This window comes from Deltaproteobacteria bacterium (assembly GCA_009930495.1).
GTDB lineage: Bacteria > Desulfobacterota > Desulfovibrionia > Desulfovibrionales > Desulfomicrobiaceae > Desulfomicrobium.
Genome location: RZYB01000021.1, coordinates 1 through 23,921 on the forward strand (window position 1 = coordinate 1; position 23,921 = coordinate 23,921).

General features: G+C 63.2%; 26 protein-coding genes. 14 read left to right on the forward strand and 12 right to left on the reverse strand.

Annotated features, from left to right (window positions below):
* The 4 genes from EOL86_03615 to EOL86_03630 form a co-directional block, all read left to right on the forward strand.
* On the forward strand, positions 1 to 517 hold a 517-nt coding region (locus tag EOL86_03615; GenBank protein NCD24668.1), incomplete at its 5' end, for a LysE family translocator.
* An 18-nt stretch (positions 518 to 535) separates the two neighbouring features.
* Complete coding sequence (locus EOL86_03620; GenBank protein NCD24669.1) at positions 536 to 1,312, forward strand: 1-acyl-sn-glycerol-3-phosphate acyltransferase; 777 nt, start codon at positions 536 to 538, stop codon at positions 1,310 to 1,312.
* The gene (locus tag EOL86_03625; protein NCD24670.1) at positions 1,282 to 2,337 is read left to right on the forward strand and encodes an L-asparaginase 1; all 1,056 of its coding nucleotides are present in this window, start codon (positions 1,282 to 1,284) and stop codon (positions 2,335 to 2,337) included. The genes EOL86_03620 and EOL86_03625 overlap by 31 nt, the downstream gene beginning before the upstream one ends.
* Entirely contained in the window at positions 2,324 to 3,067 is a 744-nt protein-coding gene (locus tag EOL86_03630) for a pseudouridylate synthase (GenBank protein NCD24671.1), read from the forward strand. Before EOL86_03625 ends, EOL86_03630 begins: the two co-directional genes overlap by 14 nt.
* A gap of 31 nt (positions 3,068 to 3,098) precedes the next feature.
* Here EOL86_03630 and EOL86_03635 read toward each other — a convergent pair whose 3' ends face one another.
* The 12 genes from EOL86_03635 to EOL86_03690 all read right to left on the reverse strand — a co-directional run bounded on the left by EOL86_03635 (position 3,099) and on the right by EOL86_03690 (position 15,109).
* Positions 3,099 to 4,493, reverse strand: coding sequence for a diguanylate cyclase (locus tag EOL86_03635; GenBank protein NCD24672.1), 1,395 nt, complete (start codon positions 4,491 to 4,493; stop codon positions 3,099 to 3,101).
* Between the two features lie 102 nt (positions 4,494 to 4,595).
* Positions 4,596 to 6,338 (reverse strand): chemotaxis protein CheA, encoded by a 1,743-nt coding sequence (locus tag EOL86_03640; protein NCD24673.1) that lies wholly within the window; start codon positions 6,336 to 6,338, stop codon positions 4,596 to 4,598.
* Positions 6,316 to 6,927, reverse strand: coding sequence for a chemotaxis protein CheC (locus tag EOL86_03645; GenBank protein NCD24674.1), 612 nt, complete (start codon positions 6,925 to 6,927; stop codon positions 6,316 to 6,318). The genes EOL86_03640 and EOL86_03645 overlap by 23 nt, the downstream gene beginning before the upstream one ends.
* Positions 6,924 to 7,307: a response regulator gene (locus tag EOL86_03650; GenBank protein ID NCD24675.1), complete on the reverse strand. Its 384-nt coding sequence runs from the start codon at positions 7,305 to 7,307 to the stop codon at positions 6,924 to 6,926. Before EOL86_03650 ends, EOL86_03645 begins: the two co-directional genes overlap by 4 nt.
* Before the next feature lie 137 nt (positions 7,308 to 7,444).
* Positions 7,445 to 7,813 (reverse strand): Hsp20/alpha crystallin family protein, encoded by a 369-nt coding sequence (locus EOL86_03655; GenBank protein ID NCD24676.1) that lies wholly within the window; start codon positions 7,811 to 7,813, stop codon positions 7,445 to 7,447.
* Positions 7,814 to 7,839: 26 nt separating this feature from the next.
* Entirely contained in the window at positions 7,840 to 8,253 is a 414-nt protein-coding gene (locus tag EOL86_03660) for an Hsp20/alpha crystallin family protein (GenBank protein NCD24677.1), read from the reverse strand.
* An 82-nt stretch (positions 8,254 to 8,335) separates the two neighbouring features.
* Positions 8,336 to 9,217: a rhomboid family intramembrane serine protease gene (locus EOL86_03665; protein ID NCD24678.1), complete on the reverse strand. Its 882-nt coding sequence runs from the start codon at positions 9,215 to 9,217 to the stop codon at positions 8,336 to 8,338.
* A complete protein-coding gene (locus EOL86_03670) occupies positions 9,214 to 10,002 on the reverse strand; it encodes a hypothetical protein (protein ID NCD24679.1) in 789 nt (262 codons plus the stop codon). Before EOL86_03670 ends, EOL86_03665 begins: the two co-directional genes overlap by 4 nt.
* The gene (locus tag EOL86_03675) at positions 9,999 to 11,066 is read right to left on the reverse strand and encodes a chorismate synthase (GenBank protein ID NCD24680.1); all 1,068 of its coding nucleotides are present in this window, start codon (positions 11,064 to 11,066) and stop codon (positions 9,999 to 10,001) included. Before EOL86_03675 ends, EOL86_03670 begins: the two co-directional genes overlap by 4 nt.
* A 22-nt stretch (positions 11,067 to 11,088) precedes the next feature.
* Positions 11,089 to 11,694, reverse strand: a complete 606-nt coding sequence (locus EOL86_03680) for a tRNA methyltransferase (GenBank protein ID NCD24681.1) — start codon at positions 11,692 to 11,694, stop codon at positions 11,089 to 11,091.
* 74 nt (positions 11,695 to 11,768) lie between these two features.
* Positions 11,769 to 12,515 (reverse strand): TlyA family RNA methyltransferase, encoded by a 747-nt coding sequence (locus tag EOL86_03685; protein NCD24682.1) that lies wholly within the window; start codon positions 12,513 to 12,515, stop codon positions 11,769 to 11,771.
* A 2-nt stretch (positions 12,516 to 12,517) separates the two neighbouring features.
* Entirely contained in the window at positions 12,518 to 15,109 is a 2,592-nt protein-coding gene (locus EOL86_03690) for a glycosyltransferase family 1 protein (protein NCD24683.1), read from the reverse strand.
* Between the two features lie 111 nt (positions 15,110 to 15,220).
* On the opposite strand from EOL86_03690, the gene EOL86_03695 reads away from it, so the two are divergent.
* From EOL86_03695 to EOL86_03740, 10 genes are all read left to right on the forward strand, one after another.
* Positions 15,221 to 15,697 carry a dUTP diphosphatase gene (locus tag EOL86_03695; GenBank protein NCD24684.1) on the forward strand — a complete coding sequence of 159 codons (477 nt, stop codon included), beginning with the start codon at positions 15,221 to 15,223 and terminating at the stop codon, positions 15,695 to 15,697.
* 26 nt (positions 15,698 to 15,723) lie between these two features.
* The gene (locus EOL86_03700; protein NCD24685.1) at positions 15,724 to 16,917 is read left to right on the forward strand and encodes an aspartate aminotransferase family protein; all 1,194 of its coding nucleotides are present in this window, start codon (positions 15,724 to 15,726) and stop codon (positions 16,915 to 16,917) included.
* A 275-nt stretch (positions 16,918 to 17,192) separates the two neighbouring features.
* Positions 17,193 to 17,915, forward strand: coding sequence for an amino acid ABC transporter ATP-binding protein (locus EOL86_03705; GenBank protein NCD24686.1), 723 nt, complete (start codon positions 17,193 to 17,195; stop codon positions 17,913 to 17,915).
* Between the two features lie 39 nt (positions 17,916 to 17,954).
* Positions 17,955 to 18,767 carry a transporter substrate-binding domain-containing protein gene (locus tag EOL86_03710; protein NCD24687.1) on the forward strand — a complete coding sequence of 271 codons (813 nt, stop codon included), beginning with the start codon at positions 17,955 to 17,957 and terminating at the stop codon, positions 18,765 to 18,767.
* A gap of 84 nt (positions 18,768 to 18,851) precedes the next feature.
* Positions 18,852 to 19,553 carry an amino acid ABC transporter permease gene (locus tag EOL86_03715; GenBank protein ID NCD24688.1) on the forward strand — a complete coding sequence of 234 codons (702 nt, stop codon included), beginning with the start codon at positions 18,852 to 18,854 and terminating at the stop codon, positions 19,551 to 19,553.
* A gap of 9 nt (positions 19,554 to 19,562) precedes the next feature.
* Complete coding sequence (locus EOL86_03720) at positions 19,563 to 20,300, forward strand: amino acid ABC transporter permease (protein ID NCD24689.1); 738 nt, start codon at positions 19,563 to 19,565, stop codon at positions 20,298 to 20,300.
* Complete coding sequence (gene prmA / locus EOL86_03725) at positions 20,290 to 21,144, forward strand: 50S ribosomal protein L11 methyltransferase (GenBank protein NCD24690.1); 855 nt, start codon at positions 20,290 to 20,292, stop codon at positions 21,142 to 21,144. The genes EOL86_03720 and prmA overlap by 11 nt, the downstream gene beginning before the upstream one ends.
* 52 nt (positions 21,145 to 21,196) lie before the next feature.
* A complete protein-coding gene (locus EOL86_03730) occupies positions 21,197 to 21,808 on the forward strand; it encodes an endonuclease III domain-containing protein (protein ID NCD24691.1) in 612 nt (203 codons plus the stop codon).
* Positions 21,809 to 21,851: 43 nt separating this feature from the next.
* A complete protein-coding gene (locus EOL86_03735) occupies positions 21,852 to 22,964 on the forward strand; it encodes a hypothetical protein (GenBank protein NCD24692.1) in 1,113 nt (370 codons plus the stop codon).
* Positions 22,965 to 23,049: 85 nt separating this feature from the next.
* A partial coding sequence (locus tag EOL86_03740; protein NCD24693.1) for a S41 family peptidase occupies positions 23,050 to 23,921 on the forward strand: 872 nt, incomplete at its 3' end.

Genomic DNA, 23,921 nt, shown 5'->3' on the forward strand with positions numbered 1-23,921 from the left:
CGTCAGGGCGGGTCTGCTCGTGGCCGTGGCCCCCCTCATCTCGGATCTGCCCATTATCATTCTGGTCACGGGCCTTTATTGGCTCCTGCCGGACAGCGCCGTCATGGAAATCGCCCTGAGTCTCGGAGGCGGGCTGTATCTCGCATGGCTTGGCTGGGAAGGACTCACGGCCAGACCCCACGCCTCGTCGGCGGAGGCGCTCTCCAGACCGTCCCTGGGCCGCGCCGTCCTGGTCAACCTGCTCAATCCGAATCCCTACCTGTTCTGGATGACCATCGGCGTGCCGGCCATGTCGGAGCTGGGCCAATCATCTCCGGGCGCGGCCGGCCTTTTCGTCCTGCTTTTCTACGCCCTTCTGGTGGGCAGCAAGGCCGGTGCCGCGGTACTGGCCGGACGGAGCGCGTCTTTTCTTGGCGGCAAATCCCATGTACTGACGCTGAAAACGCTCAGCCTGATCCTGGGCGGCCAAGGCCTGATCTTCATCCTCCGCGCCCTGCGCCAGTGGATGGCCCTCTAACCCGCAACCCCGGACATCATGACACTCACTCCCATCGCCAACACCTACACGACCCCGCCCCGACCCGTTTCCTTCGCGGCCCGGCACTTCCCGACCCTGGCTTTTTACGCCAGGGCCTTCCATATCGTCTGCGCGGCGGCCTGGCACACCCGACGGGGCTACACATCCGAACAGTGGGCCATGGACAGCCGCACGTTCATCCAGGGCGCCGAATCCTGCGGTCTGCGCTTCATCGTCGAAAACACCGGCGCCTTCGCGAACCTGCCCGGCCCCTGCGTGGTGGTCGCCAACCACATGTCGACCATGGAGACCTTTTCCCTGCCGTACATTCTGGCCAGTCACCGTCCCATCGCCTTTGTGCTCAAGAAAAGCCTGACCACCTATCCCATCTTCCGCCACGTGGTGAACGCCAGCCATCCCATTCCGGTGGGCCGCGTCAATCCCCGCGAGGATTTCGCGACCATCATGGACCAGGGCCAGGAGCGCCTGTCACGCGGATATTCGGTCATCGTCTTTCCGCAAACAACTCGCACGCCGGACCTGAACCGAACCGCGTTCAACACCATCGGCATCAAGCTGGCCAAGAAGACCGGCGTGCCCATCCTGCCCCTGGCCGTGAAAACCGACGCCTGGGGCGTGGGCAAGCTGCACAAGGATTATGGTCCGATCCGGCCCGAACTGCCGGTGCGTTTCTGTTTTGGCGATCCGATGACAATCCGGGGAACGGGCAGAAATGAACACGAAGAAATCATGGAATTCATTCACTGGAAGCTCAAGGCCTGGAGAACGACGTGAAAAAACGGGTCTGCATCCTCTACACCGGCGGCACCATCGGCATGCGCCCCACGCCCCAGGGCTACGCCCCGGAAGCTGGCTATCTGGGCCGGACCATGGCCGCCATGCCCGAATTCTCCAGCCCCGACGTGCCGGAATACGTTATCCGCGAATACGCGCCATTACTGGATTCCTCCAACATGGGCCCCAGGGAATGGCTGACCATCGCCCGTGACATCGCCGCCAATTACGCCGACTTCGACGGCTTCATCGTCATCCACGGCACGGACACCATGGCCTACACGGCCTCGGCCCTGCCCTTCATGCTGGAGGGGCTGGCCAAGCCGGTCATCCTGACCGGGTCCCAGATTCCACTTTGCCGGGTCCGCAGCGACGCCCGCGACAACCTGATCACCTCGCTCATGGTCATCGACCAGACCCCGGTGCCCGAAGTCTGCCTGTGCTTCGGCAACCGGCTTTTGCGCGGCTGCCGGAGCACCAAGGTGGACGCGGCCGGATTCCAGGCCTTTGACTCGCCCAACTATCCGGACCTGGGCTCCATCGGCGTGACCATCCGTGCCCATGCCGCGCGCGTCCGGCCCGTGACCACCCAAAACGGCCTGACCGTGCACCCGCTGTCCGACGCCAATGTCGGCGCCCTGCGCCTCTTTCCGGGCATTTCGGCCCAGTTCGTGGCCAATGTGCTGCGCTCGCCCCTGCAGGGGCTGGTTCTGGAAACCTACGGCATGGGCAACGGCCCCTCCAACGACGCGAGCATCATGAACGTACTGGCCGAGGCCAACGCCCGGGGCGTGGTCATCGTCAACTGTACCCAATGTCTGCGGGGGACTGTCGATCAGGGCGGCTATCAGGCCGGATCGGCCCTGGCCCGATGCGGCGTGATTTCGGGGGCGGACATGACCGCCGAAGCGGCCCTGACCAAAATGATCTATCTGTTCAGTCTGGGGCTGACGCCGGACGAAATCCGGGCGCGCATGGGCCAAAACCTACGCGGCGAACTGACCGAGGCCGATGCCCTGTCCTGAAATCCCCATTCTTTTCCGGGACGAACACCTGGTGGCCGTGCACAAACCGCACGGATTGCTCGTGCACCGCAACGCCCACGCCGGGCGCGAGCCCTTTTTGGTGCAACTTCTGCGCGACCAGCTCGGTTGCCGCGTCTATCCGGTGCATCGCCTGGATCGACCGACATCGGGCCTTTTGGTCATGGCCCTGAGCCCGGCCGCGGCATCAATCCTGGCCCGGCAGTTCGCGGGCCGCGAGGTGGAAAAGACATATCTGGCCGTGGTACGAGGATTTGTTCCGGAATCCGGCGTCATCGACACCCCTCTTCTGGCCGAGTCCGGCGCGGAGCAGGAAGCCCGGACCGATTTTGAGCGCCTGGGCACAACGGAACTGCCCTGGCCCGTGGGCCGCTACGCCACGGCCCGATTCAGCGTGGTGCGGGCCAGGCCCCGGACCGGACGCACACACCAAATCCGCAGACATTTCGCGCATATCCGCCATCCAATCATTGGAGATGTGCTCCGCGGCGACGGCCGCCAAAACCGCTTCTTCCGCGAACATTTCAACCTACGCCGACTGCTTCTGGCCAGCGTGAGCCTTGCGTTCCGGCATCCCGTCAGCCACGCCCCCCTGCTCTGGCGCTGCCCCCTGGCCCCGGACCTGTCCGGGCTGTTGCAACGCCTTGGCTGGGAGCCATCGGCCTGGGATCCGCCGCGCCCTTTTCAGGACGAGCCCGCGCCACGCCCCTGACGGGACGCGGGGCGGGGTTGCACGTCATCCATCATCCAGCCGAACCCGGCCACGCGCACTCGTCCAATCCGCTGCCGGCCACGCAGACCCGGTCCCGCCCCGAGGTCTTGGCCTGGTACAAGGCGGCGTCGGCCCGGCGCATCAACTCTTCCACTCCGGCTAGACCCGGAGAAAAAAAGGCCAGGCCAATGCTCACGGTGAACCGGATGGCGGCCTGCCCCGCCCCGACCGCGATCCCGGCCACGGCCGCGCGAACCCGTTCGGCGATAAACAGGGCGGCCCGCCGGTCCACGTCGGGCAAAACGATCCCGAATTCCTCCCCGCCCAGACGGCCAAAAAGATCCGTGCTCCGCAGCACGGTCCGACTGGCCTGGACCATGGCCAGCAGCACCTCGTCGCCCACGGCGTGTCCCCAGGTGTCGTTGATGGATTTGAACTTGTCGACGTCGACCATGAGAAAAGCCAGCACGGACCCCTGGCGCCGGCAGCGCCGCAACTCGTGCTCGGCCCTGGCCAGAAAATCCCGTCGGTTGCTGATCCCGGTCAGATGATCCGTGGTCGCCAGCTGATACAATTCCTGTTCAAGCTGCTTGCGCGCGGTGATATTTTCGATCTGGGCGATGAAATACAGCCCGAAGCCATCCTCGCTCCGGACCAAGGACACGCTCACAAGCACCCAAACACACTGGCCGGCCCCGGTCAGAAAACGCGTCTCGACCTGATAGGCATTGAGTTCCCCGTCCAGCAGACGCTGGCGATGGGCCTGCCCCAGGGCCCGGTCCTCGGACAGGGTGACGTCGGCCAGGGTCTTGGTCAGCAAAACGTCCCGATCCAGCCCCAGCATGACGCACAGGGCCTGATTGACCTTGAGCAGCCGTCCGTCCAGACCGACCAGGGCCATGCCGTTGGCCGCGTATTCAAAGGCGCTGAAAAAACGCTCCTCGCTTTCGCGGAGCACGGCCTCGGCCTGACGGCGCATCTCGATCTCCCGCTGGGCCTGATCCCGCACCCGGGCATAGTCCCGAAGGCGGACATGGGCCTCGGTCACGTCCTGGGAAGCCACCAGAACGCACGCCCGGCCCGACCCGCGACCGCGCAGCAGGTGGGCCGTTGTGTGCTGGAGCCGGGGAGAACCGTCCGGGAAAAAGCTTGGAATGAGATGGCCGTGCAATCGGGCCGAAAAGACAATCGGAGGGCCGCCCTGGAGCAGAAGCTCGAACCGGCTGGCATAGCGGGGCTCCCGCAAATGCGGAAAAAATTCGCCCAGGGACCGACCGACAATTTCCTCGGACGCGATTTTGGTCCAGGACTCCAGACAGCGATTCCAAAACAGGACCACGTGATCGGGGTCGAAAAGAAACACACCCAGGGGCATGGCGTGCAAGACGCCGTAACATTGCTCATAGTCACAAGAGGGTCTAGCCATATCGGTTCCGTCGTTCGTCTCTTTCAAGCGTGGGTCAGGAAGTCATGAAAGGCACGGCGGGCGTTGTCGAAAACCGCCCACGGCCATGGAAAAATTCACGCCTCACGCCGTACCGTCCTCGCCGTGATGACTTTCGGCGGAGACCTCCGGGCGCTTTTTCGCGTCGTCCTCATCCGGGCCGGTCCCGGCCAGGCCAAGACGGACCAGGACCGGAACATCCAGGACCAGGGCCATGGTCCCGGCCTCGGTGACCGCGCCTCCCAGAAAGCCATCCAGACGGCCCACGGCCCGGCTGATCTGCTTGAGCACGATCTGGCGATGGCCGACGATTTCGTCCACGATCAGCCCCAGACGTTCACGACCGGCCCGGACCACGACCAGGGAGGCCCTGGCCGAGACCTTCCGGGACAGGCCCCACCAGGACGCCGGACAGAGCACGGACAGGGGCGCGCCACGCAGCGTGGTCATGCCCCGCCCCCGCCGCACGGTCACGGTGTCGTGGCGGATATCCAGGCATTCCTCGACGCTTGGAAGCGGGATGAAGAACGAATCCGCCCCGATCACGACATGCAGGCAGTCCAGCATGGCCAGGGACAGGGGAACCCGCACCCGGACCTCGGTCCCGCGTCCCACGACGGACCGGATATCGAGGGCGCCGCGCAGTCCCGAAATAGCCGCCCTGGCCGCATCCATGCCCACCCCGCGCCCGGAGCACGGACCGACCCGTTCGGCCGTGGACAGGCCGGGCAAACAGGCCAGATCCGTCATGGTCAAGCCCGAGGCGGCCTGGACCGAGGCCAACAGGCCGGTCTCCACGGCGCGCCGGGCCAAGGTGTCCCGGTCCATGCCCCGGCCATCGTCCCGGACCAGGATCTCGACTTCGCCTCCGATCTGGCGGGCGCGCACCTCGATCCGGCCTTCCGGATTCCGGCCGCCGCCAGCGCGGACCAAAGGCGCCTCGATGCCATGATCCACGGCGTTGCGCACGATATGGGCCAGCGGAGTCCACACATGCTCCACCACGGACTTGTCCAAAAGGGTATCCTCGCCGGACACGACAAGGCCGACCTGTTTTCCGGTCTGGGCGGCCGTGTCCCGGATCAAGCGCCGGAGCTTGGCGAACACGGGCCGCAACGAAACCAGGCGCAGGTCCATGACCCGGTCGCGCAGGCCATCCAAAAACGAATTCAGATCATTGACCACGGCGGCCACGCCCCGACCGTGCCGGACACGGTCATCGAGGCGGGCTTGAAGGGCCACGAGCTCGCCGAGATGGTCCACCAGTTGGTCCAGCTTGGCGGCGGGGACGGAAACCTGGGCAAGGTGGGCCATGGTGTCGGAGACCAACGGCCGGTCTCGCTCCGCCTCGTCTGGGCGGCCCGGCCTATCCTCGCCCGTCGCGGCCCCGGACACACCCGCGGACAAGGCCCCGGACAGCACCCGGCCCAGGGCCATCAGCGCTGGCGAGACATCCAGATCGCCCTGGCGCGCCGGGTCCAGGGCCATGCGCCGCAAGCTGTCAAAGGCGGCGAGCAACGCCTCGATCAACGGGGTGGAAACATCCAGACGGCCGGCGCGCACAAGATGCAGGACATCCTCGACGGCATGGGCAAAGTCGGCCAATCGAGCCAATCCCATGGCCGCGGCGTCGGCCTTGATGGAATGGGCCGCCCGAAAAATGGCGTCCACGCACCCGATCCCGTCGCCACGCTCCAGGGTCAGGACATGACTCTCGATGTCCGCGAGCTGCTCCTGGCAGCTGGCGACAAACACTCCCAACATTTCGGCGTCGAAATCCATGCTTCTCCTGACGCGGTCCCGATCAGCACGGTTCGAGCCGGGCATCGATTTTCTTGAGAAGCTCCAGCAGGGTGGTGGTATTGAAAAAGATGAGCACTTCGCCCTCGACGAGGTGCTCCTGAATGAGGAAATTGGCGCGGACAAAAATGATCACGCTTCCGACGTCCCTGGGAAGGATACTGGCCACGTCGTCCTCGGAATAATCCGGCGGCATGTATTCGATGTGCTCGCTCAGCATGTTGCCGATGGCTCCCATGACCCCGTTCAGCACGATGTTCCCGACCTCTTGCAGGGTGCCGACGCGCAGGGAATCCATGTCCAGACCGAAATCCTCCTGCCCGACCAGCAGGGAAAAAAGAGTGGTCGCGCTTTGTGGCGAAAAAACCAGGGCCGCGAGGCCCTCGAAGGAACCGCCAAAAGCGATGTGGATGACCACGCTCCGCCCCCAGCCGCAAGAACTGGTTTGCTGGAGCAATTCGGTCGGGGACAAAATCTCGACCTGGGGCACCCGCAGCGTGACATGGGCGCCAACCATCTGGTTGAGGACGCCGGCGGCGTTGCCGATCCCGATGTTGATCAACTCGCGCAGCACGTCGTGCTGGATCTCGGAAATGGAAGACGCGGCGCCGTTCATGAACAAAGGCCCACCAACTCCCGCAGGGCGTCCCGAATATCCCCGTCCTTGGGAGGCTTGGGCAGCACCTTGGCGACACCGGCGGCGCGGCACAGTTCGCGGGTCGAATCCTGGGTGTCGGCCGTGATGACGACAATGGGCGTGGGCAGGCCCTCGGCCTGGGCCGCGCGCAGGACATCCAGGCCGGACAGGTCGGGCATGTTCAGATCGAGCAGGGCCACGTCGGGCTTCCTGGCACGCAGCATCTCCAGACACTGCCGGCCGGTCGAGGCCTCCAGGATCTCCACGCCGTCGCCCTTGACGATCTTGGTCAGGGTCCATCGCTGAAAAAGGGAATCATCGGCTATGAGCACGATGGGCATGAGCACCTCCAAATCCATGACAGGCGCGACTGCGCCAAAACTGGTTTGATTCGTGAAGAAGCTCTTTTTGTCAATGCGCGGCGCGGGCCACCGGCCCGGCGCACAAACAAAAAAGCCCGGATAAACCGGGCTTGGGCAACCGTTTGCGAAACGGGCTATCCAGCCTGAATTTCGATCCGCCGGGGCTTGAACCGCGCGGCCTTGGGCAAAAACAGCTCCAGCAGGCCCTTCTTCAGATTGGCGCGGATGCCCGCGCGATCGACGCCATCGGAAATGGTGAAGGCGCGCACATACTCGCCGTCGCCGAATTCCACGTGCAGGGCCTTGGCGTTTTCCTGCCGGGGGTACATGACCCGGCCCCGGATTTCCAATTCGTTCTCGCGCAGGTCGATGGACAGATCATCCTTGCCCACGCCGGGCATGTCGACAAAAATATAAAAACCGTCTTCCCGTTCGACCACGTCCGTATTCGGTCTGAACTTGGGCAGGGCGGTCACGGTTTTCTTTTCCACATCGTTTGTCATGGCGTCACCTCCTGAAAACATGACGGTCACTGGGCATCGATGGCAATGGTCACGGGCCGGCATTCCTTGGCCTTGGGCAGCACGACCCTGAGCACGCCGTCCTTCATGGAGGCCGTGACCGCGTCGGTTTGCACCGGAATATTCAAATTGACGATCCGTTGGAAATTCCCGGTGGGCCGTTCCTGCCTGTAGTAATTGCCAACTTCGCTTTTTTTGGAGCCCTTGATGGTCAAACTTTTCTCGTTCAAGGTCAGTTCTATGTCGCCCGTGTCCATACCCGGAATTTCCGACATGACAATGATGTTTTCCGTGTCTTCGCTGATATTGACCGGAGGGTAGGCCATGCGACGCTGACTCAGGGAACTTGGCTTCCACAGCTCCTCGAAAAAAGAATCCATGCTTCGTGGTAAATCGTAATATGTACTGAAATCAATGACCATACACTGTACCTCCCTTCGTTGTATGGGGATCTACATAAACACGCTGCCCCAGCCGTCAAGACCGCGCCCCCTGGACGCCGCCTCAAGCGGTCAGCGCCAGCCACCACGCGCCAAGCGCCATCCCCCCGGCCACCACGGCGGCCACGACGTTCCCGGCCACGGAACGAAAACCTCGCCCGTACCAGGGGCCCACGGCGCACCCAAGCCCGAGGCCCGCCACCAGCCCGAACAAATGCGCCCCCAAATCGACCCTGGTTTCCCCCTCGCCCGCGCCCAGCAACGCCAGGAAGCCGAAGCCAAAACCCAGGACGAGCAAAATTGCCTGCGGGCGCTGTCCATGCCCCAGCCAGGCTGCTCCCGCAGCCAGGACCCCGACCAATCCGAACACCCCCGTGGACGCGCCCAGGCTCAGATGCGTCGCGGACTGCGCCCAGGCATTGAGGGCGTTGCCGACGCTCCCGGATGCGACAAAAAGCCCCCAGGCCAAGCCCGCACCCAAGCGACGGGCCACGAGTGACGCCAATACGCCCAGGGCGGCGGCATTGGAGGCCAGATGCCCGGCATCGGCGTGCAGGAACAGGGCGGTGACGCACCGCCACCACTGCCCGGCCCGGATCAGCCCCGCGTCGGCCAGACCGGCCCGCTCCCAATCCAGGCGCGCGCCCAGCCCCAGACCATCGACCACCACGCCCGAAAGCACGAACAGGACAAGCGGCAGCAGAACAACGCGGACATCGCCGGCCGGAACGACCGTCTGCCGCCGGGGGCGGTTTTCCCCCTCGTAGGCCAGGATCTCGGCCACGGCCAGGGACGCCAGGGCCGGAGCCACCACCAGCCGGGGGCCGGTTTCGATCCGGTTCAGGAAACGGCGCGCCGACAGAACCAGGGACCACAGCCGGACCCGCTCCCGGTCCGGATTGGCATGGCGGGTACACAGGGCCAGGGTGGGCAGGATGTCGATCACGGACTGTCGGGGGACACGCGCCCCAGCAGGAAGGACCAGGCCAGCCCCAGATATTCGTGCGCGGCCTGGGTGCAGGTCAGGATATTGCCGGGATACGGCAGGAGATATTCGGGCTCGCCCTTGGCCCGGAAATGGGCCGGCGCGGGAATGGGATTCAGGCCCTGATTCTCGAACAGCTTCACGGCCCGGAGCATGTGCGCCGCCGAGGTGACCAGGACAAAGGGATCGGCGCCGACCATGTTCTTGATCAGCACGGCCTCGTCCTGGGTGTCCAGGGATTGGCTTTCCAGCAGAATGCGGGCCGGATCAAAACCGAGTCCGGCCACGGCCGCGGCCATGACCTGGGCGTTCGGCTGCTCGTCGCGGTACGAGCCGCCGCTTAAAATCAGCACGGCGCGGGGAAACCGCTGGGCCACGCGCACGCCCTCGACCAGCCGAAACAGGGCGCTTTCGTCGAGCATGGCCGCCGGCGTCAGGGTTCGGTCCGTCCAGTGGCCACAACCCAGAACCACGATCCATTTCACGTCGGTCGCGGCCAGATCCGGACTGGCCAGATCCAGGACCGGATAAACCCGCTCCAGGGGCCTGATCATGTAGGCGGCCACGGTATTCAGGGAAAACGCGTACAGGAGCAGGGCCGCGATGGTAAAGGGAGCCAGGGCCTCGCGGGGACGGCGCAGCAGGATATAAAGCAGGCCCAACCCCATGAGCAGCAAGCACACGGACAGGGGCATGATGGACATGGCCAGGGCTTTCTTGAAGACAAAGCCCATGGACGCGCTCATCCGCCAGACCCCGTCATGCGCCGCTGCAACAGGACCATGTCGGCCAGGACCAGGCGGACCATGGCCGCCAGCACGGGCACCACGCGCGGAATGGCGCAGATGTCGTGACGCCCGCCAACGCGGATGGTCGTCTCGCGACCGAAACGGTCCACGGTGCGTTGCTCCTGGGCAATGGACGGAATGGGCTTGATGGCGGCCCGGACCACGATGTCCTGGCCGCTGGATATTCCGGCCAGGATGCCGCCGGAATTGTTGGAGGCAAAACCGATCGCGGTCATGGGGTCGTTGTTGGCGCTGCCCAGCATGCGGGCCGCGTCAAATCCAGACCCGATCTCCACGCCCTTGACCGCCCCGACGCTCATCAAGGCCGAGGCCAACCGGGCATCGAGCTTGTCGAAAACCGGCTCGCCCAGACCAACCGGAACCCCCGTGGCCCGAACTTCGACGATGCCGCCCAAGGTATCGCCCATGGCCACCACCTCCCGCACCCGCTCGTGCCAGGAATCGATCACATCGGTGTCGGCCGAGAAAAAGGGCCGGTCCTGGGCCCCGGCAAAATCCCGACCCGTGGCCGCGATGCCGCCCAACTCGATGGTCGCCGCCCGGACCTTCAGCCCGACCGTGCGCAAAAACGCCCCGGCCACGGCGCCACCGGCCACGCGGGACACGGTTTCCCGGCCCGAGGAACGCCCCCCGCCGCGATAATCGCGCAGGCCGAACTTGGCCTGATAGGTCAGGTCGCCATGGCCCGGTCGAAAAACATCCTTGAGGCTCCCGTAGTCGCGGGAACGCTGGTCCGTGTTCTCGACGACGAAACCGATGGACGTGCCCGTGGTTCGTCCCTCGAACACCCCGGACAACAGCCTGATGGCGTCGGGTTCCTTGCGGGCCGTGGTCGCGATTCCGCCCAGACCGGGCCGGCGCCTGTCCAGCTCGGCCTGGATCAGGGCCTCGTCGATCTCGATCCCGGCCGGACAGCCGTCGATGATCCCGCCCAGGGCCGGACCGTGGGACTCGCCAAACGTCGTCAACCGAAACACCACGCCAAATGTGTTGCCCGCCATGTGTCCTCCCGGCCATCGGCCGCTAATAATCCTTCCCGCGCTTGCACCAGTCGGCGTAAACCGCCTCGCGCCGCTCCTCGGACAAGGCGCTCGCGTCGTACATGCCGGCGGCCCGACGCTGACGCATGGCCTCGTAAAGGATGGTCGCTGCGGCCACGGACACGTTCAGACTCTGCACCATGCCGAACATGGGAATATACAACTCGTCCGGCACGTGGACCTTGACGTCCGGATCCATGCCACGATGCTCGTTGCCGAGAATGATGGCCGTGGGCCGGGTGAAATCCCAGTCCATGAGCGACTTGGCCGTGGGTCCGAAGCCCGTGCCGACGATCTGCATGCCTTGGTCGCGCAGGGACGCGATCATGGGACCGGGTTCGCGATGGCGGCGAAGCTCGACCCATTTCTTGGCCGACCCCGAGGAGCTGTTGGCCAGGGCCGGAAACGTTTCCTTGGTATAATAAAGATGCACGCCGAACACGCCAAAGGCGTCACAACTGCGCAGGATGGCGGCCACGTTGTGCGGATCGTGGATGTTGTTCAGAACCAGGGTCAAATCGGGCTGGCGCCGGGCCAACACCTCGCGCAGACGAAGCTTGCGTTTTTCGGTCAGAAATCTGTCGGGCATGAAATCAATGAGGGTTGAGGTGAGACAATGCACGGGGCTTGTAGCCGGAAGCGGCCATGTTGGCAAAGCCCGGTTCAGTTCGACAACTGGAGAACGTACTCCTGATTGCCCTTGGGGCCCTTGATGCCGGCCGCGACCACGCCCTTGGGCGTCAGGCCGAGCTCGGTCCGGGCAAAGGCCTCGATCTCGGCCACGGCCCGAAGCTGCAACTCCTCGGACCGGACCACGCCCTTGACCGCGTGCTCGGGGCCGAGCTCGAACTGCGGCTTGACCAGGGCCAGGATCAGGCCGCCGGGCTTCAAAAACCGCAGACAGGGCGGCAGGATGAGCTTAAGCGAAATGAACGAGCAATCGGCCACGACCAAATCCACCGGCTCGGGCAGCAAGTCCGGCCCGGCGTGTCGCAGGTTGACCCGCTCCAGATTGATCACGCGCGGGTCCTGGACCAGCTTCCAGTGGAGCTGGCCATGCCCGACGTCCACGGCATAGACCCGCGCCGCCCCGAACTGCAGCAGACAATCGGTGAAGCCCCCGGTGGACGCCCCGGCGTCCAGGGCGACCATCCCGGCCACGTCCACGTTAAAATGGGCAAGGGCCGAGAGGAGCTTGTACCCGCCGCGCGAGACAAACCGCTCCTGGTCCTTCACTTCCAGATCGGCCGAGGCCGCGATCTGCTGCCCAGGCTTGGCCACGAGCGTCCGCGCTCCGGCCCGGACCAGATACACCTGCCCGGCCATGATCAGGCGCGTGGCCTTTTCCTGGCTCTCGGCCAATCCCCGCGCCGCCAGGACCACATCGGCCCGATCCACGTTCCTGGCCATCGTCAGACCCCGGAAACAACCGCGTCCGGCTGGTCCGCCCAACAAATAAGCCCCAGGCTGTGGGCGTCCCGCAGCAGGGGATGGTGCGGCAGGATACGCACGGTGAATCCGAACTTGCCCGTGGCCAAGGGCGTGGCCTGGCCGCGATACACATACCAGCCGTCGACCGTGCGTTCTTCCGGAACCATGATGTAGGTCGAGCGGGACATGAAATGCCCGGTATGATCCAGCGGTCCGGTGTAAATCTCGACGTGGATATCCTCGATGCCCAGTCCCTCCACGAGCACTTCGGCGCTGACTTCCAGATTCTCGCCCACGAACATCTCGGTGGTCGTGTTGCTCTGCACGTTGCGCACCCGGAGGCCGCTCCAATGGGTAAGCAGGTTCAAGCGCCATTCGGCCAGATCCGTCACCGGACGGTACTGGTCGGCCGCGAGCTTGGAGTAGCTGATGTTGGACGGGAGATAGGCGCGCTTGGCGTATTCCTCGACCATCCGGTGGCCATTGAAGACCGGGCCCAGGACGCTCAGGGCCTGCTTCATCTTCTGCACCCAGGGCCGGGGAAAGGAGCCGTGGGTGCGCTCGTAAAACAGCGGCACGACGTCCTTTTCCAGAATGTTGTAAAGCGTCTGGCTCTCCACGAAATCCTGGTACTCCACGTCGTCGTATTCCTCGGCGTTGCCAATGGCCCAGCCCACGCTGTTGTCCGGGCTCCAGGCCTCGTCCCACCACCCGTCCAGGGTGCTCAGGTTGAGCACGCCATTGGCCATGGCCTTCATGCCACTGGTGCCACAGGCCTCCAACGGCCGCCGCGGATTGTTCAGCCAGACATCGCAGCCCTGGACCAGATAACGGGCCACGTTCATGTCATAATCCTCCAGAAACACCATGGACGCGCGACATTCCTCGGACTGGCACAGGCTGACCAGATCCTGGATGATCTTCTTGCCCTCGTTGTCACGGGGATGGGCCTTGCCGGCGAAAACGAACTGCACCGGCCGGGAGGCGTTGCCGACCATGCGCCGCAGCCGTTCCTTGTCCCGCAGCAGCAGATAGGCCCGCTTGTACGAAGCGAAGCGCCGCGCGAAGCCAATGGTCAGGGTCTCGGGGTTGAGGACATTGTCGGCCACTTCCAGTTCCCAGCTTCGCCCGCCCCTGGACATGATCTGCTGGCGCAACCGGCGGCGCACGAAATCCACCAGGCGCTCGCGCAGACGCTCGTGGGTCCGCCACAGCTCGATTTCCGGGATGGTGGCGAATTTCTCGCCGACGCGTTCACAGTCCGGGTCCTCGCGCCAGGACGGGCCGAGAAAGCGGTCATAAAGCACGCTCATGTCCGGCGCGACCCAGGTTGGAAAATGAATGCCGTTGGTGACCGAGGAAATGGGCACGTCCTCCTCGGGAAATTGAGGCCAGACCTTGGACCACATCCGCCGGGAAACCTTGCCATGCAGAAGGCTGACGCCGTTGTTGAAACGGGACAGGCGCAGGGCCAGGACGGTCATGCAAAACGTCTCGGTGTCGTCGTGGGGGTTCTCCCGTCCCAGGGACAAGAAAACCTTCCAGGCCAGATTCAGGTCCGTGGCGTATTCCTGGAAATACTTGGCCATGAGTTCGGCCGGGAAGCGATCATTGCCGGCCGGAACCGGCGTGTGGGTGGTGAAAACCGAACTCTGGGCCACCAGCTCCATGGCGGCCTCGAAAGACAGATGCCGTTCATGGATCAGGGCCCGGATGCGTTCCAGGCCGGCAAAGGCCGAATGGCCCTCGTTCATGTGGATAACCCGGGGGTTGATCCCCATGGCCCCCAGGGCCTTGATCCCGCCGATGCCCAGCAAGAATTCCTGCATGATGCGCATTTCCAGATCGCCGCCATACAGCTGGGACGTGATTTCGCGGCGCTCCGGAGTGTTCTCGGCAATGTTGGTGTCCATCAGGTACAGCGGGATACGTCCGACATCCGCCTGCCAGACCCGGAAAAAAAGAGGCCTGCCCTGCATCATGATCCGGATTTTGAGGGGCTGGCCATCCCGGTCCAGAACCGGCGTCAGGGGCATCTGCTCGAAATCGTTGGCCTGATACCGCTCCTGCTGCCAGCCGTCGTGGGTCAGGTACTGCCGGAAATAGCCATGCTGGTAACACAACCCCACCCCGACCAGGGGGATGTTCAGATCGCTGGCGGCCTTGAGATGGTCGCCCGCCAGAATGCCCAGCCCCCCCGAATAGACCGGCAGACACTGGGCGATGCCGTATTCGGCGCTGAAGTAGGCGATCACGGCCCCGGAATCGGGCCCCTCCAGACCGGACAGGGGCGCGCGCTTGGCCCGGTATTTTTCAAAGGACGCCGAGATAGTTGACAGGCGATCCAGAAAGAATTCATCGTCGGCCAGGTCCTCGAGGGTGGCCTGGGGGAGATGATTCAGGAACCAGACAGGGTTGTGCTCGCTCCGCTCCCACAGATCCCGGTCCATTTGCGCGAAAAATTCCTCGATTTCATGCTGCCAGGAAAAATACAGATTGGCGGCCAAGGCCTTCAGGGGCGCGAGCTTTTCAGGCAGCTTGGGCACCACGGTATAGACATGAAGCGGTTGCATCGAACCCTCCTTCTTGTTGCGAATTATCTGCCCCCGCCCCCGCGCGGGAGAGGACATCCGGTCATGAACCACCGGAAGTGATTGCAGTCTTTATCAGACCCTGGAGTAAAAATGAATCCTCGTTCCGGAAACATTGCCATGCCGGTCAAAATCCGGTTTCTCTCGCCGCTGTGCAACGCGGAGACATTCGCCTACGCCACGCCGGGCTCGGCCGGTATCGACCTGCGGGCCTGCATGGACGAGACGGAAATCCACCTGCCACCCGGCACGCGCCACGCCTTTCCCAGCGGGGTGGCCATGGAGTGCACGATGCCGGGAGTGGCCGGCTTTGTCTATTCCCGAAGCGGCCTGGGCACCAAGGAAGGTTTGGTCGTCAGCCAGGGCGTGGGTGTCATCGACCCGGACTACCGGGGCGAAATCGTGGTCAGCCTGCTCAACACTTCGGACCGGCTCCGAACCGTGACCCGGGGCCAGCGCATCGCGCAGCTTGTGTTTCAACCCATCGTTCAAGCCGAAATCGTGCCCGTGGACACCCTTTCGGATACCAGTCGTGGCGCCGGCGGCTTCGGCCATACCGGCAAATCCTGAACAATCCGTCGCAAGGAGTTCCAGATATGAAAACCGAGGACATCAAGGCCGGAGCCGCATCAAGCCTCTGCCCGACCTACGCGCGTTATCCCCTGGCCATCGCCCGGGGAGAAGGCACCAAGCTCTATTCCCCGGAAGGCCGTGAATACACGGACCTTCTGGCCGGCATCGCGGTCTGCGGGCTGGGTCACTCCCACCCCGAGCTGGTCGAGACCATCACGGCCCAGGCCAAAAAATTGATCCATGTCTCCAACCTGTTCTACCAGGAAGAGCAGATCGTCCTGGCCCGGAAACTCCTGGCCACCTGCCACCTGGATCGCGTCTTTTTTTGCAATTCCGGCGCCGAGGCCAACGAAGGGGCCATCAAGCTGGCCCGCCGTTTCATGCGCGAGGGCCGTGGCGAAGACCGCTACGAAATCCTGACCCTGACCGGTTCCTTCCATGGCCGCACCCTGGCCACCCTGACCGCCACGGGCCAAGACAAGATCAAGACCCATTTCGGGCCCCTGCCCCAGGGCTTTGTCACCGTGCCCTTCGGCGACCTGACGGCCATGGAGGCGGCCATGTCCGATCGCACGGCGGCCGTCCTGGTGGAGATGATCCAGGGCGAGGGCGGCATCATTCCCCTGCCCGAGAACTATGCCCTGGGGCTGGCCGACCTGTGTTCCCGGCGCGGCGTGCTGCTCATGATCGACGAAATCCAGACCGGCATGGGCCGGACCGGCAAGTTCTGGGCCCATCAGCATCCGGGCCTGAAGCCCGACGTCGTCACCGTGGCCAAGGGCCTGGCCGGCGGCCTGCCCATCGGCGCGGTCATGTGCACCGAGGATGTCTCCAAGGGATTTCCTCCGGGCAGTCACGGCACGACCTTTGGCGGCAACGCGCTGGTCGCGGCCGTGGCGGCCAAGGTGCTGGACATCATGGCCCGCGACAATCTCTGCGACCGGGCCGCGCGGCTGGGAACCTGGCTGCGCGAGCGCCTGGACGGCCTCCAGGCCAAGCATCCCGGGCACATCGCCGCCGTCCGGGTGCATGGCCTCATGATCGGCATCGAATTGACCCATCCCGGCGCCGAGGTCTGGTCGGCGTTGCTCGACAAGGGCTTCATCCTCAACCTGACCCAGGACAAAGTACTGCGCCTGCTCCCGCCGCTGATCATCACCCAGGCCGAACTGGATGCCTTTGTCACGGCCCTGGATACCATCCTGTCCCAAAACTGATTCACAAAATCGTCAATCTCCAATCCGTGGCGTCGTGGCGCGGCGCCACGGATTGGGCGCATTCCGTTCACCCACATGGGATCGACCATCCTTCTTCCGAACCCCCACCTTTCCGCGGTTTATTCAAAATCAAGGACATAACTCCTCGGGATACTGAAAATTCCGTGCGGCTGTTTGACAAAAACGCCACATCCAAATAGGAAGGCGGACCGTGGCTGCTCTATCCGGGCCGCCGCGCATTCCGCACCAACCCCTCTTCGCGACAGGATTCCCGCATGCCCATGATTGAATTTCGCAATATCAATAAATGGTACGGGGACTTTCATGTCCTCAAGAATATCAACGAAACCGTGGAGCAAGGCGAAGTCCTGGTCATCTGCGGCCCCAGCGGCTCCGGCAAATCGACCCTGGTCCGTTGCGTGAACCGTCTGGAAGAGGTGGATCAGGGGGAAATCGTCATCAATGGCCAAAACATCAAGGACCAGGACATAAACGCCCTGCGCGCGGAAATCGGCATTGTTTTCCAGCAGTTCAATCTCTACCCGCACCTGACCGTCCTCAAGAACATCACCCTGGCCCCCATCAAGGTCAAAAAAATCGCCAAGGACGAAGCCGAGGCCACGGCACTGCGCTTGCTAGAACGTGTCGGCATCGGCAACCAGGCTCACAAATACCCGGTGGAACTGTCCGGCGGCCAGCAGCAACGCGTGGCCATCGCCCGGGCCCTGGCCATGAAGCCCAAGATCATGCTTTTCGACGAACCAACATCGGCCCTGGACCCGGAAATGATCAACGAAGTCCTCAACGTCATGAAGGATCTGGCCCGCGAGGGCATGACCATGCTCTGCGTCACCCACGAAATGGGCTTTGCCCGCGAGGTGGCCGACCGCATTATCTTCATGGATCACGGAGAAATCCTGGAACGGGGCACCCCGGACCATTTCTTCACGAGCCCCGAACACGAGCGGACCAAGGCGTTCTTGAGAGAAATTCTCTAGCCCATAACGTTCAACCTTGAGGAGATTGTCATGACAAAAATGTGGAAAACGATGGCCCTGCTGGTGGCGGCCGTGCTTGTCCTGGGATTGCCCAGCGCCAACGCCGGCAAGCTGGACGACATCAAGAAGCGCGGCGCGCTGATCGCCGGCGTGAAGGACTCCCAGCCACCCTTTGGCTACGTGGACGAGAACTCCAACCAGCTGGTGGGCTTCGAGGTGGATCTCTGCGCCGCCCTGGCCGCCAAGCTCGGCGTGAAGCTGGAAGTCAAGTCCGTGACCTCGGCCACCCGCATCCCCATGCTGGAACAGGGCGGTATCGACCTCATCGCCGCCACCATGACCCACAAGATCGAACGCGAGGACAAGGTCGATTTTTCCATCACCTATTTCCCGGCGGCCCAGAAGCTGCTGGTCAAGAAAGACTCGGGCATCAAGTCCGTGGCCGATCTGGCCGGCAAGAAGGTTGGCTCGGCCAAGGGGTCCACGTCCGAACAGAACGTCAAAAAGGCCCAGCCCGCTTGCGATGTCGTGTCCTTTGAAACCTATCCCGAGGCCTTTTTGGCCATGAAGCAGGGCAAGGTCGTGGCCGTGACCACCGACGCCCCCATCCTGCTCGGCATCCGCAACTCCGACGACAATCCCGAGAACTACGCCGTGGTTGGCGAGGACATCGCGGCCGAACCCTATGGCATCGGTCTGCCCGAAAATGATTCCGACTTCCGTGACTTCGTCAACGTGACGTTGATGGAAATGTGGAATTCCGGCGAATACCAGAAACTTTACGACAAATGGTTCGGCCCGACGACCAAGTTCCCCATTCCCCTGGAATGGACCATGGAAATCTGGCCGTAAGCCACGAAATCGCATCATGATGGTGGCCGGCCCTAGTGCCGGCCACTTTTTTCCCGACCCCTCCGAGACCCCGCGCAGGCACACATGAAGTACACATTCAACTGGTCCCTCATTTTTTCCGGCGAATACGGGCAATGGTTCCTGGACGGTCTGTCCGTGACCCTCCAGCTATCCGGCCTGTCCATCGTTCTGGCCCTGATCCTGGGCACGCTGCTCACGACCATGCGCCTGTCCCGCAGCAAGCCCCTGGAATGGGCCGCGGCCGCCTATATCGAAGTCTTCCGCAACACCCCCCTGGTGGTCCAGATTTTCTTCTGGTATTTCGGCTCCGATCCCCTCTTGCCGGAATTCTTCAAGGAGTGGCTGTATAAACAGAACATCGAATTCGCCACCGGCGTCATCGCCCTGACCACCTACACCGCTGCCTTCATCGCCGAGGAACTGCGCTCGGGCATCCTGTCCATCCCCAGGACCCAGCTCGAGGCCTCCCGCGCCACGGGCCTGACCTTTCTCCAGGCCATGGGCCATGTCATCCTGCCCCAGGCGTTTCGGATCATCATTCCGCCGCTCATCAGCCAGTTTTTGAACCTGATCAAGAATTCCTCGCTGGCCATGACCATCGGCGTCATGGAGCTGACCTACATGGCCCGTCAGGTCGAGGCGCACACCTTCCACGGCTTCGAGGCGTTCACGGTCTCGACGCTCATGTATCTGTCCCTGTCGCTCATCGTGTCCCTGGCCATCAACATGTACAACAAACACTATCTGCGCGTGGGCAGTCGGTAGGAGGCGGGCATGGATACTTTCATCACCTGGTTTGTCGGCCTCTTCTCCAATTGGGGCGTGGTCTGGAAAAACTTCGACTACCTCCTCGTGGGCGCCTATCCCCAGGGCCCCCTGGGCGGCCTCGCCATGAGCATCATCATGGCCATTATCGGCATTTTTGGCGCCTTTTGGATCGGTCTGGCCGTTGGCCTGATGCGCCTGTCCAAACGCCGCTGGCTGTCCTGGCCGGCTCTTTTCTATATCGAGGTCATCCGCGGCACGCCCTTGCTCATGGTCATTTTCTGGTTCTACTTCTTCGCGCCCATCCTCATGGGACACTCCGTGCCGGAAACAGAAAGCGCCATCGCGGCCTTCATTGTCTTTACCGGCGCCTACGTGGCCGAAATCGTGCGGGCCGGAGTCCAGGCCCTGCCCAAGGGCCAAATGGAGGCGGCCCGTGGCTCGGGTCTGTCCCGAACCCAGGCCATGGCCCACGTCATTCTGCCCCAGGCCCTGCGCAACATGATCCCGTCCTTTGTCAACCAGTTCGTGTCCCTGACCAAGGACACGTCCCTGGCCATGATCATCAACGTGAACGAGCTGACCCTGTCCGCCCGTCACATCTACACCCGGACCATGAAGGCGCCCATGGAAATCTTTTTGACCATCGCCCTTCTGTATTTCATCATCTGCTGGGCCCTGACCGCCTTCAGCCGCAAACTCGAACGGTCCATGTCCCGTTATCAGGCCAGAACCAATGAACGCTAAACTCTCCCGCTTGACCCTTGTTTTCGCTCCGGACCACGACGATCTCGTCACCGGCCTTCTCTTTTTGCACACCCCCTGGGGGTGGCGGGACGACGGCCTGGTCGATGGCCACCGCCGCGTGGTCGTTCATTTCGACCGCCCCGAGCAATCGGCCGAGGTCGAGGCCGCGCTCCACGAGGCCTGTCCCACCCTGGTCGCGACCTCGGACAGCGTCGACAACGCGGACTGGACCAGCGCCTGGAAGCAGTACTTCACGCCCATCCACATCGGCGCGCGCTTCGTTGTCCTGCCGTCCTGGATGGCCGACTCGCCCCAGACGGCCCAGCCCATCCTCATCGAGCCCAAGATGGCCTTTGGCACCGGCCATCACCAAACCACGGCCCTGTGTCTGGAAGCCCTGGACCAACTTGCCGCCAGCGGAACACTCCGCGCCGGCCAGACCTTCCTGGATCTGGGCACCGGCTCGGGCATTTTGGGCATCGCCGCGATCAAGCTCGGCCTGAGCGGCCTGGGTCTGGACATCGATCCCGTGGCCATCGACAACGCCCACGAAAACGCGGCCCTGAACCAGGTCGAAACGGAACTCGAGCTTGGCGTGGGCGGCATCGACGCCGTCGCCGCCACCCGTCGTTTCGACTGTATCCTGGCCAATATCCTGGCCAACCCGCTCATGGACATGGCCGAGGCCATCACCGCCCGCCTGAAACGTCCCGGAATCCTGGTCCTGTCAGGCATCCTGCGCGAACAGGCCGACAGGGTCGCGGCGGCCTACATGGACCAGGGCCTGCCCAAACCTGAAATTTCCCATTCCCAGGAATGGGCCCGGCTCGTTTTCCGGGCTTGATCGGGAACAAAACGTGGATCGCCAGGACCTGCTTCTCGCCTATTACGGGACCATGCTCGATGCCCTTGGCCCCAGCAAATGGTGGCCGGGACAGACGCCCATCGAAATCGCCCTGGGCGCCATCCTGACCCAGAACACGAACTGGTCCAATGTCGAAAAGGCCATGGCCAACCTGCGTGACCAGGATCTGCTCGACGCCAGGGCGCTGGCCGCCCTGCCCGAGACGGAGCTGGCCGAGCTGATCCGCCCATCCGGGTCGTACCGGGTCAAGGCCAAACGGGTCCGCAACTTTCTTGCTTTTCTCGATGACCACGCCGACCTGGACCTGGAACGCCTCAAAGCCCAAGACACCGCCTCCCTGCGCGAGGATCTGCTCGGCGTTTCGGGTATCGGGCCGGAGACGGCCGACTCCATCCTGCTCTACGCCCTGGACCACCCAAGTTTCGTGGTCGACGCCTATACCCGGCGCATCCTGAACCGGCACATGCTGGTACCCGAGGACATTGGTTACGCCGAGCTCCGCGCCTTTTTCATGGACGTGCTGCCTCCCGACACCCGCCTGTTCAATGAATTCCACGCCCTTGTCGTGCGTACCGCCAAAACGTGGTGCGCCAAGAAACGTGGCCACTGCGACGACTGCCCCCTGGCGGTCTTCCTGCCCTAGCCAAGCCTTGACCTGGGCCGGAAAAAGCATCATCCCCAGGCCCATGGACCGCCCCACATCCCGTGCCATATACCGCATTTTCGGACTTGCCATCGTCTTTTGCCTTGTCGCGACGATGGTCACGGCGGCGTCCCTGAAAGAGGAAGTGGCCCGCAAGAATTCGGAACTAGCCGAGCGCAAAAAATCCATCCAAACCCTGACGGCCAAGGAAAGGACCCTGCACAAGGACCTGGCCAAGCTGGAAAAATCCGTCATGGACGCGGCGGCCGCCCTGGACAGGCTGGAATCCGAGTCCAAGGCTCTCGAAAAAAAACAGGCCGAGAGCACCGCCCGGCTCGCAAGCCTGCTGGCCGAGCGCGACGCGGCCAGCGCCCGATTGTCCGAATTGATCCAAAGCCTCTGGCCCATCTACCTCAAGGCGAGGGAAGACGGATTCCCCTCGGCCGCGACTTGGGCCGAGGCCAACCGCAAGGCCGAATGGCTGTCGGCCCTGTACCGCGAGGCCCAAGCCATGCGCGAGGAAATCGAGCGCCAAAGCCAGATCGTGGCCGACGAGCAATCCACCCTGGACGAGGCGGCCGCCAAGCTCGCGGCGCATCAGGTCAAAATCGAGGACTCCAAGGCCGCCCTCCAGAAAAAAAAGTCCAGCTACGAGGCCCAGATCAAGGACGTCCGCGCCAGGAGGGCCCAGGATGAAAAAATGGTGAAAAGCCTCCTGGACTCCATCGCGACCCTGCGCCACGAAATCAGCCTGCAGGCGTCCAAGCGAATCTCCGGCCAAGGCGGCAAATTGCCCTGGCCCGCCAGGGGCAAGGTCGTGGTCCGTTACGCCCCGGGGAGCAATCCGCCCTGCAACGGCCTTGGCATGGCCCTGGAACCGGGCGCGCCGGTCCGCAGCGTGTCCTGGGGCAAGGTCGTGCACAACGATCAATTGCGCGGATTCGGGCAGGTTGTCGTTGTCTTTCACGGCGAGGACTACTACTCGCTGTACGCGTTTCTTTCCGACGCCCCCGTGCCCGTGGGCCGCGAGGTCAACCAGGGCGATCAAATCGGCGTCTGTGGATTCTACCCCAAGGCCCAGGGCCCGGGACTGTATTTCGAATTGCGTTTTCGGCAGAAAGCCATTAATCCGTTCAAATGGTTACAATCGGGGTAAAACCAGAAGAACCCGGATCAAAGCACAACTTCGGCACGCTCCCGTGAACCAAAATCATATCCGCCATTCCCTTAGGGAGGACATCATGCGTTTCAGCCATATCCTTGGCACGATGATTCTTCTGGCCAGCCTCTGCGTCACCGCGTCGTCCAGCCAGGCTCGCGATACGGATCATTACCAGGCTCTCAAACAATTCAGCCAGGTTCTCGACCTGATCGAAAAAAACTATGTCCAGGATGTGCAGCGCGCGGATCTGATCCACGGCGCCATCGAGGGCATGCTCAACTCCATCGACCCCCATTCGGCCTTCATCGAACTCGACAAATTCAAAATGATGCAGGAAGAATTCCAGGGCGAATTCGGGGGCATAGGCATCCAAATCGGCGTCCGCGACAAGCGCCTGACCGTCATCGCGCCCATCGAGGACACCCCGGCCGACAAGGCCGGGCTCAAGGCCGGGGACGTCATCGTGGAGATCAACGGCCAATCGGCCCTGGACATTTCCCTGGAAGACGCGGTGTCCAAAATCCGTGGACCCAAGGGTGAACCCGTGACCCTGACCATCCTGCACAAGGACGCCCAGGCTCCGGAAAAAATCACCATCGTGCGCGGCATCATTCCCTTGGTCAGCGTCAAGACCAAGGAACTGGAACCGGGCTATCTCCATGTCCGCCTGACGGATTTCAAGGCCAACACCACCGACGATCTCCACCACAAGCTCAAGGAGTACACGGCCACCAAGGAACTCAAGGGCGTGGTCCTGGACCTGCGCAACAATCCCGGCGGTCTTCTGAACCAGGCCATCTCGGTTTCCGACACCTTTCTACGCGACGGGCTCATCGTGTACACCCAGGGTCGCGATCCCAAAAGTCGACGGGACGAAAACGCGTCCAGGCAGGCCTCGGACGTGACCTGTCCGGTGGTCGTGCTCATCAACGCCGGATCGGCCTCGGCCTC

Excerpts from the sequence above, each read along its gene's own strand:
- EOL86_03620 (NCD24669.1), top strand. The coding sequence starts at position 536 with ATGACACTCACTCCCATCGCCAACACCTACACGACCCCGCCCCGACCC.
- EOL86_03630 (NCD24671.1), top strand. The coding sequence starts at position 2,324 with ATGCCCTGTCCTGAAATCCCCATTCTTTTCCGGGACGAACACCTGGTG.
- EOL86_03635 (NCD24672.1), bottom strand. The coding sequence starts at position 4,493 with ATGGCTAGACCCTCTTGTGACTATGAGCAATGTTACGGCGTCTTGCAC.
- EOL86_03640 (NCD24673.1), bottom strand. The coding sequence starts at position 6,338 with ATGCCCGGCTCGAACCGTGCTGATCGGGACCGCGTCAGGAGAAGCATG.
- EOL86_03645 (NCD24674.1), bottom strand. The coding sequence starts at position 6,927 with ATGAACGGCGCCGCGTCTTCCATTTCCGAGATCCAGCACGACGTGCTG.
- EOL86_03650 (NCD24675.1), bottom strand. The coding sequence starts at position 7,307 with ATGGATTTGGAGGTGCTCATGCCCATCGTGCTCATAGCCGATGATTCC.
- EOL86_03655 (NCD24676.1), bottom strand. The coding sequence starts at position 7,813 with ATGACAAACGATGTGGAAAAGAAAACCGTGACCGCCCTGCCCAAGTTC.
- EOL86_03660 (NCD24677.1), bottom strand. The coding sequence starts at position 8,253 with ATGGTCATTGATTTCAGTACATATTACGATTTACCACGAAGCATGGAT.
- EOL86_03670 (NCD24679.1), bottom strand. The coding sequence starts at position 10,002 with ATGAGCGCGTCCATGGGCTTTGTCTTCAAGAAAGCCCTGGCCATGTCC.
- EOL86_03675 (NCD24680.1), bottom strand. The coding sequence starts at position 11,066 with ATGGCGGGCAACACATTTGGCGTGGTGTTTCGGTTGACGACGTTTGGC.
- EOL86_03680 (NCD24681.1), bottom strand. The coding sequence starts at position 11,694 with ATGCCCGACAGATTTCTGACCGAAAAACGCAAGCTTCGTCTGCGCGAG.
- EOL86_03685 (NCD24682.1), bottom strand. The coding sequence starts at position 12,515 with ATGGCCAGGAACGTGGATCGGGCCGATGTGGTCCTGGCGGCGCGGGGA.
- EOL86_03690 (NCD24683.1), bottom strand. The coding sequence starts at position 15,109 with ATGCAACCGCTTCATGTCTATACCGTGGTGCCCAAGCTGCCTGAAAAG.
- EOL86_03695 (NCD24684.1), top strand. The coding sequence starts at position 15,221 with ATGAATCCTCGTTCCGGAAACATTGCCATGCCGGTCAAAATCCGGTTT.
- EOL86_03700 (NCD24685.1), top strand. The coding sequence starts at position 15,724 with ATGAAAACCGAGGACATCAAGGCCGGAGCCGCATCAAGCCTCTGCCCG.
- EOL86_03705 (NCD24686.1), top strand. The coding sequence starts at position 17,193 with ATGCCCATGATTGAATTTCGCAATATCAATAAATGGTACGGGGACTTT.
- EOL86_03710 (NCD24687.1), top strand. The coding sequence starts at position 17,955 with ATGTGGAAAACGATGGCCCTGCTGGTGGCGGCCGTGCTTGTCCTGGGA.
- EOL86_03715 (NCD24688.1), top strand. The coding sequence starts at position 18,852 with ATGAAGTACACATTCAACTGGTCCCTCATTTTTTCCGGCGAATACGGG.
- EOL86_03720 (NCD24689.1), top strand. The coding sequence starts at position 19,563 with ATGGATACTTTCATCACCTGGTTTGTCGGCCTCTTCTCCAATTGGGGC.
- prmA (NCD24690.1), top strand. The coding sequence starts at position 20,290 with ATGAACGCTAAACTCTCCCGCTTGACCCTTGTTTTCGCTCCGGACCAC.
- EOL86_03730 (NCD24691.1), top strand. The coding sequence starts at position 21,197 with ATGCTCGATGCCCTTGGCCCCAGCAAATGGTGGCCGGGACAGACGCCC.
- EOL86_03735 (NCD24692.1), top strand. The coding sequence starts at position 21,852 with ATGGACCGCCCCACATCCCGTGCCATATACCGCATTTTCGGACTTGCC.